Below are 17,180 nucleotides of genomic sequence, written 5' to 3'. Positions count from 1 at the left end.
TTACGAAAGAAATTTGATATTGACATTGCTCTCATGTTCGCTTATAATAGCTTCTACTCTACAACTGATATGTATGATACTGTATATGATTATGCTTATTCGCTAATAGGTAAACACGGGATTGTTGGAGTTAGGAAACAAAAAAGATCTGTAGGTATCATTTGTCGTGTTAATAAAAAGGAACTGAAGATCGACCTTGTTCCTTGCAAAGCAACCAAAGGCCTTAGAAACCAAGGTTACTTGTGCGTGAACAAAGAGACGTGGTGGTCCCAAGATTCAACTTATACCAAAACCAATTTCCACCTGCTTAACAAACAGCGGTTGACCCATACACAAAAAAATCTTGTGGTATTATTGAAAGAATGGAAGCGTATTAATAAGGTACCTTTGCCTTCCTATCTTTTGGAAAACCTGGTATTGGACGCCTATCGATATAACCAGGGTATGATTCCGCGTTCGCTGACGGATAAATTGATTATGGTGTTCAATTTTATTGCGAAAAATCTTAATACAGCCTGTATTCGTAGCATAGAAAACACAAATAATATCCTTACCGAAATTCCCGATGGTGATAAAGCTGATATTATATATGCATGTAAGTCGGTGGTAAATAAGTTTAATTATCAGCCTAATTCTATTATTAAGAATTTTACTACCAACAACGCATAATATAATTATTCCAGCTATATAACTTATTTTTTATTAGTAGAATATTGTTCATGAACTTCACCAGGTGTTCGAACTACATCCCACACCCCGTACCGAAGTGTAAAGCCTTGTAAATGAAAGTTTACGAGGCTTTTTTGCTGGTATCCCTGATGGGTATATCGAACTATGAAAAAAACAGGGCCACAAAATTACGTATCACAAACTGCGACCCCGGGAACTATGGCTTACATTGAATTTATTATCCGAGCCCATGAGATGACATCATTTCTGGCATCTGGATTCATGTCTGCCAAATCCTCTTCGCTGATCAGTTTATCAGCCAGTTGAGCACCTTATATCATCTTCGCATACCTTATTGTCATACCGTTGTGCAATGTGCTTGCACCAAGATAGCACCGCCATTTTTCAATTCTCATATTAAATAATTAAGTGCTTGATAAATTGGTTGCGGCGCAGGATTTGAACCTGCGGCCTTCAGGTTATGAGCCAAGCTTCCTCAATTTTTTTAGATAATAATCTCTCATAACGTGACTTATTAGTTGTTTTAAATTTTAAATTCTCCTTTTTGAAAAAATGTTACTGATGGAGAAAAGGTAGATACCGTCCAGCAGAGTGCCCCGGTCAAATAAAGCCGAGAGGCTGCCTTAGCAGCCGGTGACGAAGGATACGAGCATTTGACGGTGCACGGGGATGGTATAAACCGACTACTCAGAAAACATGGTGAAAGGGGGAGTCTGTTAAGGGTGGATAAAGCAGGTAAATGTCCGGCTAAATTTTATTAATGTAAAAGACAGATAATGTGGAACTATTCATCTACATCATCAAATATGCTTCTCGTCGAAGTAAAATCGGGAGTTGACTTAATTTTATTCAAATTACGTTTGGGTAGACCTCTATTCTCATCTTGAGATTTTTCCTCTATCCAATCTTCTGCTTTTTTTCGTTCGCTTGATACAACATCATCAACGTCAGGTAAATTATAAACTTTCTCTAGCGTCTTAAGCATTCCTAAATAATCATCCATATGATCCTCTGGATCGTCTTTTTCTTTATAACTTGATTCAAAGTCATCTCTGATTTTATCCAGGTTTGGAATTAGTTCGGTATAAACTCTATCTTGTAAAATACGAAGTTCATCCTCATTAAATACAGTCCGAACATTATCATTTTTTAACGCATAAATATCCCGGCCATCTATCGCACATTGAGTTAGGCGGTTGACAAAATTTTTGCGCTCTTCGTCAGGAAGGAGATCTAGTTCATGCAGGCGAACAACAAGAATTACTTCTGAAGACGCTGAAAAATACAATGACGGATCTGAAATAACTTTTAAAACCTCCGGATTTGCGGCTATATAAATTTTGAGAAAATCTTTAGAACAGCGGCGGGCAAGAAAACCGTAAAGTGCAGACGTTGCTCCCCAAGATGAAAAAAATGATGTCTTATATTTATCCGTTGTTTTAAAATCGCTCAATCTTTCTAAAATGGCTTTATAATAATTTTGAGGGATAATTACAGCTCGTTGAACACCGACATCGCCGCATGTAATTTGATCGATTAACTTTTCGGTGGATGTGCCAGTGATATAAATTTCCAGCCACTCAGGATTTTCTATTAAAATTGACGCATAAGAATCGCCAATGGTTGGGTGTTTAAATCGCCAAAATGAGTTGTCGTTTAAGGTGACGTGTTGAACCATGCCTCCTTTAAGAGCTAGCAAAGACTGAATTACGCCAGCAACAGAACTTCCTAAGCGCTCAATTGCCGGGTTTTCAATACCGGTAAGCGTTATAGGACTTTCAAGCTGCCCATTTCTCATATAGATAAGAGCGAGTGCAGCTTTACTATCAATATCCAGTCCCTTAATCACTTCTTGTAGAAAGCGTTCTTGCTTATCTATATATTCGTTCAGAGTATATTCATGAAATATCAAACCTTCGGTAAATATTGGTTCGGAAAGCCTTCTTGCCGTTTCCGGTATAAAACGCGGATGGCTTGCAACATAGTCCAGATGGGGCTTAATTGCGGATAGAAATTTCTTCGTTTGTTTTCCCAACTTTAAGTGATTGTATAGAATTTGCTTTTTTTCTTCCAGGCTGAGGTTATGTACATCAATGACTACCTGGCCTTCTTGAAGTAGAGGGAATGCTCCTTCTTTTAAATCGTTTCTAGCTCTATTGTAGATATAGTCTCTTGATGTCATAACAATTTTGACACCTTGTTTCAGCATTGCCTTAACCTGCGGAAAGATATGATTCCATGAATTGACCAGGGATGACTCATATTGAGTGACACCGAAAGCATCATCAATCCAAAAAAACTGCGCAGGATTTATCGAGTTCCATCGAGCGACTACTTCGTCCGGCCTGTCAACCTTTACTGTAAAAGCTCCCCATTGATCCAGGGCGGACATGGCTAACATTGAGGCAATTGTTGTTTTTCCTGCAGCGGGTTCTCCTATTAATAAAACAAAGCTATGTTTGTTGAGCGCCTTTAATGCTTTATTATATGAATCAGTAATGACAATTTTTGCGAGTTCATCTCTTAATGATGCTAATAGCTCTTTCGCCTGGTCATATGCACGTTGATCCAAAATTTGGCTTAAATCTCCCAATCCATATAAGCGAGGGACAGAAGTTCTTAGACTTTTGCTTTCATGAATTTGTTGGCAAATCCATGTTGATCCAAAAATGAGCGTATGCTTAACTCCCAGAGCCTTGAATTTCTCTTTTATAATTTCATCCTGCTGGCCTGATATTCCTGCATTTGTTAAAATTACATAGCAATCGCACCTGCCAGCTTTAATTAAGCGCTCAACTTTTGGAAGCTCGTCTGTTAAATCAGATAGCGTTAGGTTTGATTCAAATTTAGCGGTGAACTTGCACTGAATAACAAATTTTCCTTCTATTGTTTCCTTTCCCGTAGGCTTCCATTTACCTGCAAAGGCACCGTCTTTTCCTGCATCATTTGTATCAAGAAAAGATTCTACTGTCTGGCCTAATATATCCCTGGTGATGCTCAGACATAACTGTTGAAAGCTATGCCATCCTAGCTGGTGGAGATTATAGTTAATACTTGCTGACATATTATTCTTCAAACCTAAGCAATTCAACTACATATTGCCATTTTTTTGAATGAAAACAAGATTTTTGCATCGAAAGATATACCTATGATGGCTAATTGTAAATTTTTAGTCGCATGCCTTAGATTCTAACCAACTTAATCTAAAAATATCCTATTTGCCCTCATAAGCAATTGTATTTCAATTTATAACTTCATTTTTAACCCATAAAGATTTCTTAGCGAATCAACAATCCGGTTCGTACTCCGCCCCAACAGGGGTACAACCTTCCGAAAGAGGAAAATGTACAGAGGGCTGTTCTAACAAGAGCAGCCCTTTTTCTTTGATATTATTGTAGTTGTGCGCCAGGGCGGCGTGGAGGCGGGGTGTTCGAAGCGTATGCCCGTCATATACGAGACCACCTTCGAACACTTTCTTTAAAAGAGCCTGTTTACCGGCCAGTGAAATTTTCAAATAGAGATTTCTGAGATTCGTTAAAACCGGCATGGCCTGTTGTAGCTTCTCTAAAAGATTTGTGTGGGATTTAGCGAGATTACCGATTGCTGTTTCCAGCGCTCCCTTTTCCGCAGATAATTTGGCGAACCATTTTTTGTAGGTGACCATTTCTATTTCATCATTGATCATTCGCTCTTCCAATCTTTCTATTTTGATAATTACCTCATTTAACTTTTGCACCTGCGCTTCCTGCAGCAACTTTCTGTCATTCGTTTCCTGTTCCAGGCTTTGAGTGGCATACTTACTGATCTTATTAAGTTGTTGCGGTGTAAAACTCAAACCCATAAGCACCTTTTCAATCAGTTCGTGCATTTTCTCACCCCGATAATTCCTGTTTCTTTCTTTTGGACAGCTGTAGTACATGTAATATTTGTTCTTACCCTTGCTATAGCTGGCCGTTAAATGCCAGCCACAATCGCATTTAACGATGCCGCGTAAAGGAAAATCTTCCCTTGGTCGTGTACGGTACCTGGGCCGGTTATTTATTTTGTCGTTGGCAATCCAGAAATCAGCTTCACTTATTATTGGTTCATGCAAAGCCTTTACAAATTTTTCCGGCTCGCCATTATAGGCAGGCAGGCGTAACAAAGCTGCATAAATAGGGTTTGTAAGCACCCGCATGATGGCGCTGTTACCAGACATGGTATATCCTATTTTGCGGGCTTCTTTCGAGATAAGCGAGGGCGAAATGCCGTTGATGAATTGCTGGAAAATAAACCGGACAACGGGCGCTTTCAATTCATTGATTTGTAAGGTGGGCCTACCCTCACTATCTCTTATATTATTATAGCCGAATGGCGCATTGTTAACCACCCTGCCGGCAGCCATGGCATTACGAAGACCCTGGGCAGTTCTTTTTCTAATGTTCAACAACTCATGATTCGCCATTAGATATTTAAAGGCCCGGCCAAGAAAAATACCAGGGTCGGTTGTATCTATATTGATAGGTTCATCGATAGCCACCACCTTAACACCATGTTTCTTTTCCAGGTGTTCAATTTTAGCAAGTGCTTCACTCAGGTTCCGGCTGAACCGGTCATGATCTTTGATGACCAGGAAATTCACCCGGCCTTTACAAGCTTTGATGAAGTTTTCCAGCGCGATGTAATCGGGCCGGTCGAATGTGTCGGAACATTCGCCATCATCGCGAAAGATGGCAGACATGGAAACGTTATTCCTTTGGCAATACTCCCTGATCAGGTTCTCCTGTGCATCGAGGGAGTACACCGATTGATCCTTTTTGCTGATCCGCACATACCCTATTGCTGTCTTCATTTTCGTTAAGAATTACCTGAACAATTAATGATGCAATTAACTTCAATAACTCCTCCTCATTTTCACACATCACAATACCCTTTTAAAATTACTTTGACACGACTAACGTTCGCAGTTATAAATTTAAAAAGGTTGCGGTACTTTATTGATATTTCACCACTTCAGAAATTGAAAGGGTGGTTCTCTTTTTAAAGAGTGTGCTCGACGATGTTACTTGGGCTATAATTTTTGAAATTTAAACTCTTCTTTTTCTGTGTAAACTTGTATCACAAAACAGTTGGATAAATACGTATGGTGCTACTATAAATTTAAGATTGTTTCTCTTTCAAAATGTCTGTCATTACTTCAGTGCTTTTTTGTTTGTAAAGCATCATGAGAAACCGGGCCATCGAGCGAAGATTATGGCTACATGTCTGCTTTTAATTTCGAAGACAAATGCCCGTTTACTGAAGCTATTTCGGCCACTGCATATAAAGGCATCCTTTTAATACCTGCCCATTCGCGGCAGTAAGATAGCCAGGCAGGCTGCTATCGGCAAGATGTAGTGTTGTATCACAACACAGGTTTAAGTCGGACAAAAACTCCGGAGTCGTTTTTGTTTATTACAGAGACAAAGCCTATCGGCTTTCATTTATTCAAACCAATGCACATCGAAAGGAGTTTTGAACAGTAGCAAATAGAGACAACCACGAGATTTTTACCTGCCTCCCGTTGATGACTGAATGGCAGCACCAATAGCGAAAAAGATAATCACAAATTGAGGCGAGCTTTGTATCACAATTCTTCCTTTTAACGGCTGGCCAAAAGAAAGAAAAAGGAAGAATAAAAATGGTTACTTGCCTAAAGCATAGCCAGGCTGTTTTTTGCCCTCTTACCTATGCCCGAAATACCATACTTACAATACTGATAAGCCGCTTCCAGAAGACACTCAAGATCATTGAAAGTAAGCAACACTTTTATCGCTTTTAACTGAACCGGATCAGATGCATCAATATCAATTCCGGCCTGCAACCAATCTTTCAATTCCTGCCTGATATAAGGCATGGAAAACTTTTTAAAAAAGGAACAGAGGACATCATTGGGATTGTCAGCCTGTTCGTGCGTTAACAGGTATACTTTATCATATTTAACAGGCCGCCTGGTAACATTTGCTCCGCTGGCATTTATGTGTATTACATAAATAGCTTCCAACAACAGTTCCAGGTCAACAAATAAGGTTTGCAAACCTGTACGGCGATCTTCCTCATCATAAACATGACTCTGATTGATAATAACCGCATGGAACCAGCGGTTACAATTCGCTCTGAAATAATCGAAATCGATGCTATCAAAAACCCCGGCGATGGTATCCAAAGGATCAGCCTTTACCAGTTCTACATCAAGTACTTTCCGTTCACATACAGCATTCATAAGGCTATGGTTTAAGGTTAGCAAATGGAACCTGCATTCCTTCCTGGGAATGGATCATCCAGCAGGCTTCTATCAATTGTTCAATTTTCTCATAAAAGAATAAGTGGTTATTGCGTTCGCGTGGGTCATTTGAGACGCAGTTCGGGCTGCTGGAAACGACCGTTACAGTCCAGCCCCATAAGATCTGTCTTATATCGTTCAGGTGATAGCTTTGGAAAAACTCATATAGAACTGAAAGCGGGTCGCTCTTTTCCTGCTCGTTTAACCGGAGCGGCGTGTTATACCATTCGGGGTGAAGGTTAGCCGTTTTGCCAATGAAATTGACTTTGCAAGCGGATTCGTTTATTGGCTCTACCATATGTAAAAGTTTTAGGTTACAAAAGGTAAATGAGCCTGCAAGGGAAGGTGAGCCGGAACGGATTAAAAATGGGGCCAAAGATTATAGGGTTGGAGCCCACCTACCCTTTGCCGAACGGGCCCTGACAAAGCCCACTACCCATCGGGTAGCCGAAACACAAAGGACAAAGTGAGCCCAACCCTATAGTAAATATAAGGACTGGGCACTTCACTTACCATCCTGTGTTTCGCGAATTGTCAGGTTCGTTCAGCAGGCTCGTAAGCACTATAAAGTTAAAGAAAAACACTAATACATGTATTAGGATGATAAAAATATTCTTTCCCTTACTTGCATGGATACATGGCAAAGGAGATACAGAAAAATAAGGTAGACTGGTTTATAATAAACAAGGTAAAGGAGATCCGCACAAAGAAAGGATTATCCCAGGAAGACCTGGCTGCGCACCTGAATATATCAGCTGCATATATAGGCCAGGTAGAGAGCCCGAATTTCCGGGCGAAGTATAAAACCTTACACCTAAATGAGCTAGCAAAGTTGCTTGGCTGTTCGCCACGGGATTTTTGGCCGGAGAAGGCGTTGTGAATGTGATGTCTGCTCTCCCATTTCTAAGACCTCTAAAACGAAAGCCGCCGCTTAGTCATATTATTAAATTAGTTGAAAACTAATCTAATTTATCTTAATTTGTAAACAAATTTGCGAATTACGCTAATATCATGGCGAAAAACGAAATCAACAGAATTCGAGTTGTATTAGCCGAAAAGGGAATTACAAATAAATGGTTGGCGGAGAAATTAAAAAAGAATCCCACAACAATTTCAAGATGGTGTAGTAATGAAATGCAGCCATCACTTGAAACTCTTGTTAAAATTGCAGAAAAACTTGCTGTTGATGTAAAAGACCTTATCAACTCAACAACTAATAAAAGGTGAAACAATCTGATATAAAAATTATCAAGTCCCTTGGCTCCATAGGGTCAGAAACTCTGAATGGTAAAAATTATAGTAGGGATGACTTTGCACGAAGTATTATCAACTATCCAGCTATGATGGTTCCATCTGTGCAAGAACCAATAATTCAACGCCTATCCCAAGCACTCAAAGGCGATATAGGATTGATAGATCCGTTCATGGGAGCCTCTAATACACTGGTTACAGGAATGAAATATGGGTTAAACATATTTGGGCAAGATATAAATCCATTGTCACTTTTAATTAGCCAAGTTAAAACGCACTACTATTCAGCAGAAGAACTTGAAAATGCAGAGGAAAGAATTTTGAATGTAATAAAGGGAGACAGGTCAAAAAAAACTGAGGTTAAATTTCCAAACATTGACAAATGGTTTACAAAAGAAGCTCAGACTGACCTTTCAAAAATTTATAGAGCAATTCTTAAAGAGAAAGAAGTCAATATACGTAAATTTTTCTGGACAACTCTCGCCGAGGTGATTAGATTAAACAGCAACGATCGAACATCTACTTTTAAGCTACACATGAGACCCTTGGAAGAGATTCGCAAACGGAAGATCGCATGTATCAAAAGCTTTGAAACAATATCAAAAAGAAGCATTAAAAGTTTGACAACCTTCTGCGAGGTACTAAAGCAAAATGGTTTTATCAAAAATGGGAAGTATTCTAAATCTCTGGAGATAGCTTGGGCAGACACAAAGAAAGAAATTAAAACAAAAAGGACATTTAACCTTTTAATTACCTCACCACCGTACGGTGACAATCAATCAACTGTCACTTATGGTCAATTCTCGTATCTCCCATTACAGTGGATACCTTTAGAAGATATTGACGAAAGTATAACGTTTGATTATTTACGTTCAACTTTAGCAATTGATACTGAGAGCCTAGGCGGGACAACGAACAAATCACAGAAAGAGATGGATGAAATTGTTTATAACAAATCGAAAACATTAAAAAAATTTATTAACCAATTTGAAGGTGTAGAAAGAAGGCGTGCAGATAAAATTACCAGATTTATTTATGATTTGGATTCAAGCATAAATAACATGCTACCAAAACTAAGCAAAGACTCATATATGGTCTGGACAATTGGCAATAGAAACGTCAACAAAAAAGAAGTAAAAAACGATATAATTCTAAGTGAATTGATGGATTCAAATGGCATAAGTCTTTTCACCGATCTTGAAAGAGACATACTAAGTAAAAGAATGCCAGGGAAAAACAATATTTCAAATACTATGAGCAAGGAGAAAATTCTAATATTCAAGAAATCGAGTTAATGGCCAACAAGCAATATCATTTTGATATAACACCACACATTGTAAAACAATTAGGTGAGCAACTAGTTTCAGATGAAATTACAGCACTTTTAGAATTAATAAAAAATTCTTATGATGCGGATGCATCCTATGTCTCAATTGAAATCAATACCACTGGACAATACCTTAAAGGCCAACTTTATTTTCCTAAACATAAAGGCTTTATAGTTGTCGAAGACGATGGATTTGGCATGAGCGAAGATACCATCATGAAATCTTGGCTAATTATTTCCTATTCCCAAAAGCGCCAGTTAAAAGAAGCAAAAAAGACAACACCGAATGGACGAACCCCGCTTGGCGATAAAGGTCTCGGCAGATTAAGTACTCAAAGGCTAGCAGACTTCTGCGAAATATTCACCAATGAGAAAACATTGCAAGGAACTCATATTGCCTTCAACTGGAAAGACTTCGAGAAAGAAGAGTCATTAGGTAAAGTAACCGTAAAAGCAACATCCTATAAACCGAAAAGAAAACACGGTACAACTTTAGTCCTAACAAATTTAAACCATGCAGAAGTTTGGGAGGGAGATAATCTAGAAAAATTCAAAGGCCAAGTTTCCCAAATAATTTCCCCCTATAAAGAAAATCGCCCCTTTGATGTGTATATAAAAATAAATGAAATAGCCGTTGATTTAGACAAGTCAAATGAAGAATTGAGGGATTTAGCAATCTCGCGCTTTGAATTTAATTTTGATAGTTTAACATTAGTATTAAAAGGAAAAACCAAATTAGCTAAGTTTATTGGCAATAATAGAGATGATTTTAAAACTTTTCTTGAGAATGATAATGGCCGGAAATTTTATAGCTTCTTAAAAAAGAAACATAAGGATATACATATAAGCTCAAACAGTTTTTTTATTCATTTTGAAAGAAAGTTTGATTTCAATAAAGATATTGGAGGGTTGGAAATATTTAAAGGAGAGAGGGCAAACCCAGGACCTTTCTACGGAGTAATCGATGAGTTTACGTACGATAATTGGCTATCAAACGACGAGAATCTAAGAGAAATATTCGGCAAAATGTCCAACTATAGAGATTTTGCTCAAAGTCAAGTAGGAATAAAACTATTTAGAAACGGATTCGCAGTAAAACCCTTTGGAATAAATGGAGATGATTGGCTAAGGTTAAGAGAATCACAAACAAGCGGAGGGTCATACTATACACTTAGACCTGCTAATGTAATTGGCTATTTTTCGATTGATGAAGGAGAAAACGATAAACTTCAAGACAAAACGGATAGAGAAGGTTTAGTTTCGAATCCATATTCAAGAAACTTCTTCACTATTTCATACTTTATAAGAGATGAAATTAATCGTTACCTTGAGAGTATTAGAAGGTCATATAATGAATTTCTAAAAGAGTATAAGACAGTAAATAGTGGCATTAAGACAGTAAAACAAGCATTTGATCAACTAAAAGATACTCAAACTAAAACGGATGAAGTCAAAGAAGAGTTTAAGGAAGCAGTATCTACGGTCAGCAAAGCCATTTCTGATTCAAATAAAATTATCAAAGCTGTAAAAAGCAACCCTCTATTTTCTACTGATTTGGAAAAGCAAACGGTAAGTAAAGTAGAAAATATACTAAAAGAGTTACTCGCCATACAAAATACATTAACAAAACTGGAAAAAGTTATAACACGGGCAGAAAAACTTACCGAGGTTATTAATGTACTTGAGCCTAAAATACATGTCCTTGAAGAACAGCTTGATAATTTTTCAGAACTAGCAAGCTTAGGATTAACAGCCGAATCCGTAAGCCATGAGTTTGCTTCCATTGCAGATAGATTAGCAGAGAAGTCTAGTTTGTATTCCAATAAAGTTCGCAACAAAAAAATGACGGACTCGGATATTTATGTTTTACTGGAATACATAAACAGTACAGTTAATGGCTTAAAAGTTCAGCTAAAACATCTGGATCCGGCATTAAAATATAACAAAGAAAAGAAAACACCGATAAAACTTTCTGTCTTTTTTAAAGAAGAAAAAGAATACTATAAGAATAGGCTTGACAAGAACTCTATTGAATTTAAACTTATCGTTAGTAAAGATTATACTATTACCATAAATAGAGGAAAGCTTGTTCAAATTATCGACAATCTTATAAATAACTCCGAATACTGGCTCAAAGAGAAAAGAAAAAGTGAACCTAAATTTAGTCCTTCCATTGTTATTAAAATTGATAACCCATGGCTATATTTTTATGACAATGGTTACGGAATAGCACCTGCTATCCAAAATGAAATTTTTGAGCCCTTTGTAACTACCAAGCCCAAAGAAGAAGGTAGAGGACTTGGCTTGTTTATAATACAACAACTACTCGATTCATCGGGTTGCTTAATCACATTGGAACCGTCGTTAAATGAACACAAGAGGAGGTACATATTCGCAATCAATCTTTCTAACATCATTCAATAGAAATGAAGCAAGGCATTAATCAAACCCCTGCAGTTCTTGCCGACACATTTAAAGATAAAAGCGAAGCCCAGGCAAAAACAGCTTTATTAAATTTGCTTTCACAATTAAAAATTCAAAAGATTGTCTATATAGATGATAGATGCTCTATAAATGAACTAAAGGAAGCATATGTAGGAAAACTAAAAGCTCATTACGACAACAAGCCAGAAGAGCTGGATTTTGTAAACTGGGAGCTTCCAGAAGCTCCTTTTGAAAAGGATATTATTAAGATATGGGATGAAAAAGACGATGCCCAAAGAAGGGAAATCTTCTTAAAAATAATAACTTTTGAAGGCAATAATGAGGAGCTTGAAAATTCCACTGCACCTTTGAAACTAAAAGATCTTTTAAAGGATAAAATTGAATTGTTGTCACCTACAGAATGGATTGAAAAGAAAAATGAAATATTAAGCAGCTTAACAGCCACCAATAAAATCCTATTTCTATTTGATATAGAATTTGTGCATGCACCATTGCCCGATTTACGAGATGGTAGAGACTTGGCATTCGAACTGCTTCAAGATAAAAAGATAAGCGAATATTTACATTGCGGCTTATTCTCCCACCTATTTGACACCATTGAAGAGTATGATAAAAGAAGTGAATATTGCAACACACATAATTTAGAGAAAGAAAAATTCTACACAATTTCAAAAAAGAGATTCCAAAATAGTTCATATCTACCAGGCTTGGCAGAGGGCATTAGAAATACTCTTTTGATCAATGAAGTAGAATCGCTTAAAAAAGAAACCTCAGCAATACTCAGAAGTTCATTTTCTCAATCAATTCAAGAGATTAATTCTCTAACACCAGAATCATTTAACCATATAATTCAAAGAAGCTCAAAACTAGAAGGTGTTTGGGAAATGAGCACACTCATCAGAATTTCAAATATCATAACCACCAATAGCGCTTTGACTCGGCTGCTGCCCAACGATAAACGAAAAAAAATAAATCAATGCCTTGAAAAAATACGTTTAGTTGAAAAGATAAAAACAGGAAGCGAAACTCCGATTGTAAAGTCACAGGTTATTAAACTAAGGGAAAAAGAACTATATATAAGTAATGAAATTTTGAATCGTTTGCATTACCCAATATCAAATGGAGATATTTTTAACATTGAAAACAAAGATTATATCTTACTTGTTCAACCTTGTAATGTTACACTCAGGAGTAGCGGTTCTAGAGATAGAAAGTATAATATAGGTTTTTTGGTTGAATTAGAAACGATAGACCAAGATAATTATTTAAAATTCAAAAAGGGACAGCTAGCCACTTTGGAAATTGTTGAGGATGTTACGTTACCTAATGACAAAGTAAAGATTGTTCGTTACTCGACATTTCAGCCGGTAAGCTTGTCACCCCTAGATCTAACTGTTTTTAACAATGATGGGTCATCAAAAATGAACTTAAGTGAATCTGAAAGCAATTCGGCGATCTTACAAGATTCATGGAAAAAAAGGTATAAAGACCTTTATAAAGAGTTTTCTGAATTTAGTGAGGGAATAAAGACTTATAGAAAGATAAAAATTGCAAATAAAAACACCATTAAAAAATCGATTTTTAACGGCCCTCTTTTTTCTGGATTTAAAATAGATAACGAAAACTGCCTATCTAAATCTGGAAAATTGTTAGAGTTTAACATTAAACGGGTAAGTCATTATAGATCCCCATTTTCAGATGATCTTCTGCAAAAATTCATGCTGTACTTATCTAGAAATGCGTTTGACCATGATTTTTCCAATTAATTAAGTGAAATTAAACGACCCTACTGCTATAAATACTATCGACCGGAAGACAAAGAATACAATCAACGAATTCATTCAGGTGTTCGCCCCCACTCCCGTACGCGGTACAACAAATCGTGGATCATGCTGAAAAGTTGGGGAGCAGGAATGGTTATTCTTAATATAGAATGTATTCGGGCCATTTTTCCCTTTTTTAGTATATTGCACCAGGTTATACCATTGGCAGCATTTATTATTCATTCCGCAATCAGCATTCTTTCTACACAAGACAATCGCCAGACCTTCACGAGACTTTCACAAGACCTTTACGAGACCCTCACGGGACCTTCACGAGACCTTTACGGGATGTAAATCTTATGGTAATGGCTTCGGAGTGCATTTGCAATGGTCTTGCACTCCGGTTGAACTACTATTAAAAGCCAATGAAAGTATACTGAAACGGGTAGTTGTATTTATGTGAATAACCCGGGAACAACCTACAGATTGCCTGATGACACACTGGCGATTGCCTCACACACCAGGTATCGGTAGAGGGGCCGCAGGCAATCCCCGGCGTATCTCAGTACAATACCCCGGCTATCTGGCTACCTTTAACGTACAATGCAGGTACCATTACCCTACCATGTTTGACCATAAATCCCCCATTTTTTTGACCTGATCCCAAAAAGTCACTCTTAAAGCAACTTTTTGCATTTCAAACAGCGCGTCCACAACCGGACAGCTCAGATTTATTTGGCTCAAAGAGAGTGATTTCATGAGCCGAATAGCTTGATTATCCGGCTCATGAAATTGAGTTATGGTTTAAGTTGGGTTGGTACTCTTTTAATCTTATTCCGGTACAAAGATTTTATGTGTGCAACTTATCTCTTGACTACCTTAATTGGCTTTTGGCCGGCCTTGCCTGCCCTGATAAAATAAGTGCCCGATGGCAAATTGGTTATATTCAGTTTTAGCATGCCGTTTTTCCCTGCAAACTTATTCCGTAAAACCACCCGTCCTTCTATATCTATCACCGTAATCTCTGTGTTAGCCGGTATATTGGTTACCGAAACAAAATGGGAGGCCGGATTAGGAAATGCCTGCATGTCGGCTTTTCCATTCGTTGACATACCAGTTACAACAACCGGCGCCAGCGAAGCTGCATCCGCAGCCACAATTTCAATAGACGACACCTTGTCGTTCCAGCCATTGTCTACAAGGCAACCGTCGTCGGCGGTAAGCGACAAACTGCTCCCCATAAAATTATCATCCCAATATAATAGAACCCTATAGCCTGAAGCCACCCTGATAGATGAAATATCATCGTTCCTGACGCCGGCCGCTATTAAATTGCTTAACGTATACCTGCCAACACGCAAAGGCACGCCGCCACCCGTGTAGTTGCAGTCTTTATAAACGGTAGCATATTGATTGGTAGTGGAAGCGTAAGGGCAGTTGATCAAAAGAGAAACGGCCGTAGATGCGGCGAATCCGGAATAATAAGTTCCCTGGGCGGCTCTGGTATCCCAACGTGTTGGTATAATGTTCTCGGTATTGCGATTATTGTAAGCCACGCGTGCATTCAATTGCAGCCAGGAGATAAAATCAGGCCGGTTACAATCTATGATATACCGCCGTGCATAACGCTGGAAGATGCCTTTGAAGCCATTCAGGTCGGGCCCTTCTTCATTATTGATGACACCCGAGTTGTACATATTCACCTTCGTATACTGCGCAATGTTGACTGCATTCGTCAGGTAAGATGCATCTCCCGTGTGATTAAACAACATCACAGACGCACCGAGATATGTTCCCTGGTTATAGGTAGAGCTCCAATAATTAATGGTACTGCCGTTTCTGCTATCATACACCTTACCGGTAGCTGGTTCAAAAAGATTGTTCTTCGACCAGTTGTACAGGGTAATGGCTTTGTTAACATAACCTATGTCATTAAACGCCTGGTACAAATACATACAAGCTACCATCGCGGGTCCATTGATGCATGAATTGGTGCCGGGCGTACCTTGTTTCCATACAAGCCAGTTGCCATTGTCGCGCACGGCACGGGCATACATCTTATCAAACTGATCTTTAGCCTTATTGAGATAAGTTTGGTTGCTGGTTCGTAGTCCCATGCGTACACAGGCAAGCACCATCCAGGTGATATCATCATTGTAATCATTCCACATCCAGTCCTGCCCTTCTTTATTGAGAAAAAGCAGGTACATTTCATCGAACATGGTTTTGTACTTGAGGTGACCGGTAACCTCAAACGCGTCTACCACTATTTCCATCATTTCGGCAACGCCCCAGAACCCTTCATTGGGTATGATCTGATTGCCCGTTCTGGCATCGTAATACTTCGTTTTCCAGGCGGCAAATATGGCATCGGCAATAGCCGCCGTTGGCGCAGCAGGCCGCTCATTAACTTTTTCAAAGCCCCATCTTTGGTTGGAATTGCTGTTGTTGGTCCACAACACTACATTGGTGCCGTCGGCCGATCCACCGTTCGTTACATCAGCGGAAAAGCCGGTGTTGCCGGCAGACCTGATACTGAACGAAGCATCGCCATTGTTAACAATGTTCCAACGCACCTGGTTATTATTGGTATTATCATTCTGGTTGATGTTAACCGAATTTGCCGGCGTGGCGTTAGCCAGATGCAAGTACTTTCCGGTACCGATGTTTTGAAAAGTATAGTTGTTGCCTGTAATATGTACTACCCTCCATCGTTCAGCATCGCTGTCGGTGTCGGTCCAGATATCTACATTGGCGCCATTCGACAAGGAAGAGTTACTTACATTCAGCAATTTGTTATTGCTTTTCGAGCGGATCTTATAAATGGCCCCTGATTCAATGCCGGCGGTTTGGGCAATAACATCAGTAGCATGTAAGAGCAGTAATGCTATAGCAGCACTTAGGAAAAGGTGTTTCTGTTTCATGTGACAAGTATTGTTTGGTGATAAATACAAATAACGAGGTAGCCTAGGCTAATATATTGATTTAGCAAGTTGCACCTATCATTACTGCAGCAAAAGATTCAATGAAATATCCACATACAATCGATTTCAGGCTTGAAAAAACGCCTGATTTGCCATACGCCACTATACGATGGTTGGCGGTGGCGCTGCATTGTCACTAACCTTAACCAGTGCCCATACTTATCATCCTGCCTAAGATTTGAAGGTTTTGTTTAGTGTAAATTAGTCGCCATTAAAGTGAGACCCTGCTGGTAAAACCACCTTGTGAAGTCTGCAATCTTACTTTTTCAAGGTTCAGAAGAAAATCGGCGAATGCCGGAAGGTGTTCAATCTGGCTCCCGTACCCGGCACAAGAAATTCCAAAAATCAAAAAGGCAAATACCAATACGAAAGGTGTGGAATTTGCCTTTTAAGGATATCCCGATTACTGGTACAGGTTG

11 protein-coding genes are annotated in these 17,180 nt (G+C 38.6%); 6 read left to right on the top strand and 5 right to left on the bottom strand.

The genetic code is table 11. The features are described 5' to 3' along the window. Nucleotides 1-669, top strand: a 669-nt coding sequence (locus tag A4R26_RS35065) for a nucleotidyltransferase family protein (protein WP_165760344.1), incomplete at its 5' end; no start/stop codon positions are given. 805 nt (nucleotides 670-1,474) lie between these two features. On the opposite strand, the gene A4R26_RS19950 is transcribed toward A4R26_RS35065, so the two are convergent. The 4 genes from A4R26_RS19950 to A4R26_RS19935 all read right to left on the bottom strand — a co-directional run bounded on the left by A4R26_RS19950 (nucleotide 1,475) and on the right by A4R26_RS19935 (nucleotide 7,289). After that, nucleotides 1,475-3,754 carry an nSTAND3 domain-containing NTPase gene (locus A4R26_RS19950; protein ID WP_081167231.1) on the bottom strand — a complete coding sequence of 760 codons (2,280 nt, stop codon included), beginning with the start codon at nucleotides 3,752-3,754 and terminating at the stop codon, nucleotides 1,475-1,477. Nucleotides 3,755-3,976: 222 nt separating this feature from the next. Next, nucleotides 3,977-5,521 (bottom strand): recombinase family protein, encoded by a 1,545-nt coding sequence (locus tag A4R26_RS19945; protein WP_081167206.1) that lies wholly within the window; start codon nucleotides 5,519-5,521, stop codon nucleotides 3,977-3,979. An 840-nt stretch (nucleotides 5,522-6,361) separates the two neighbouring features. Next, nucleotides 6,362-6,931: a hypothetical protein gene (locus tag A4R26_RS19940; protein ID WP_081167202.1), complete on the bottom strand. Its 570-nt coding sequence runs from the start codon at nucleotides 6,929-6,931 to the stop codon at nucleotides 6,362-6,364. A gap of 4 nt (nucleotides 6,932-6,935) precedes the next feature. Further along, nucleotides 6,936-7,289, bottom strand: coding sequence for a hypothetical protein (locus tag A4R26_RS19935; protein WP_081167198.1), 354 nt, complete (start codon nucleotides 7,287-7,289; stop codon nucleotides 6,936-6,938). 339 nt (nucleotides 7,290-7,628) lie between these two features. Between A4R26_RS19935 and A4R26_RS19930 the strand changes: the two genes are divergently transcribed. The 5 genes from A4R26_RS19930 to A4R26_RS19910 all read left to right on the top strand — a co-directional run bounded on the left by A4R26_RS19930 (nucleotide 7,629) and on the right by A4R26_RS19910 (nucleotide 13,780). Then, complete coding sequence (locus A4R26_RS19930; protein ID WP_081167195.1) at nucleotides 7,629-7,871, top strand: helix-turn-helix domain-containing protein; 243 nt, start codon at nucleotides 7,629-7,631, stop codon at nucleotides 7,869-7,871. 131 nt (nucleotides 7,872-8,002) lie between these two features. Then, the gene (locus tag A4R26_RS19925) at nucleotides 8,003-8,218 is read left to right on the top strand and encodes a helix-turn-helix transcriptional regulator (protein WP_081167190.1); all 216 of its coding nucleotides are present in this window, start codon (nucleotides 8,003-8,005) and stop codon (nucleotides 8,216-8,218) included. After that, nucleotides 8,215-9,537 (top strand): hypothetical protein, encoded by a 1,323-nt coding sequence (locus tag A4R26_RS19920; RefSeq protein WP_081167187.1) that lies wholly within the window; start codon nucleotides 8,215-8,217, stop codon nucleotides 9,535-9,537. Before A4R26_RS19925 ends, A4R26_RS19920 begins: the two co-directional genes overlap by 4 nt. Next, nucleotides 9,537-11,993 (top strand): ATP-binding protein, encoded by a 2,457-nt coding sequence (locus A4R26_RS19915; RefSeq protein WP_081167184.1) that lies wholly within the window; start codon nucleotides 9,537-9,539, stop codon nucleotides 11,991-11,993. Before A4R26_RS19920 ends, A4R26_RS19915 begins: the two co-directional genes overlap by 1 nt. Before the next feature lie 2 nt (nucleotides 11,994-11,995). Beyond that, nucleotides 11,996-13,780: a hypothetical protein gene (locus A4R26_RS19910; RefSeq protein ID WP_081167180.1), complete on the top strand. Its 1,785-nt coding sequence runs from the start codon at nucleotides 11,996-11,998 to the stop codon at nucleotides 13,778-13,780. 860 nt (nucleotides 13,781-14,640) lie between these two features. Here the strand turns inward: A4R26_RS19910 and A4R26_RS19900 are convergent. Then, nucleotides 14,641-16,701: a glycoside hydrolase family 76 protein gene (locus A4R26_RS19900; protein ID WP_081167173.1), complete on the bottom strand. Its 2,061-nt coding sequence runs from the start codon at nucleotides 16,699-16,701 to the stop codon at nucleotides 14,641-14,643. Between the last annotated feature and the right edge of the window lie 479 nt (nucleotides 16,702-17,180).

This window comes from Niastella populi (genome assembly GCF_002078015.1).
GTDB lineage: Bacteria > Bacteroidota > Bacteroidia > Chitinophagales > Chitinophagaceae > Niastella > Niastella populi.
This window is presented reverse-complemented; position numbering and strand designations above follow the sequence as displayed.

What these genes read in the sequence shown, in the direction of transcription:
- A4R26_RS19945 (WP_081167206.1), bottom strand. Translation starts at nt 5,521, where the DNA reads ATGAAGACAGCAATAGGGTATGTGCGGATCAGCAAAAAGGATCAATCG.
- A4R26_RS19935 (WP_081167198.1), bottom strand. Translation starts at nt 7,289, where the DNA reads ATGGTAGAGCCAATAAACGAATCCGCTTGCAAAGTCAATTTCATTGGC.
- A4R26_RS19910 (WP_081167180.1), top strand. Translation starts at nt 11,996, where the DNA reads ATGAAGCAAGGCATTAATCAAACCCCTGCAGTTCTTGCCGACACATTT.
- A4R26_RS19930 (WP_081167195.1), top strand. Translation starts at nt 7,629, where the DNA reads ATGGCAAAGGAGATACAGAAAAATAAGGTAGACTGGTTTATAATAAAC.
- A4R26_RS19925 (WP_081167190.1), top strand. Translation starts at nt 8,003, where the DNA reads ATGGCGAAAAACGAAATCAACAGAATTCGAGTTGTATTAGCCGAAAAG.
- A4R26_RS19940 (WP_081167202.1), bottom strand. Translation starts at nt 6,931, where the DNA reads ATGAATGCTGTATGTGAACGGAAAGTACTTGATGTAGAACTGGTAAAG.
- A4R26_RS19915 (WP_081167184.1), top strand. Translation starts at nt 9,537, where the DNA reads ATGGCCAACAAGCAATATCATTTTGATATAACACCACACATTGTAAAA.
- A4R26_RS19950 (WP_081167231.1), bottom strand. Translation starts at nt 3,754, where the DNA reads ATGTCAGCAAGTATTAACTATAATCTCCACCAGCTAGGATGGCATAGC.
- A4R26_RS19900 (WP_081167173.1), bottom strand. Translation starts at nt 16,701, where the DNA reads ATGAAACAGAAACACCTTTTCCTAAGTGCTGCTATAGCATTACTGCTC.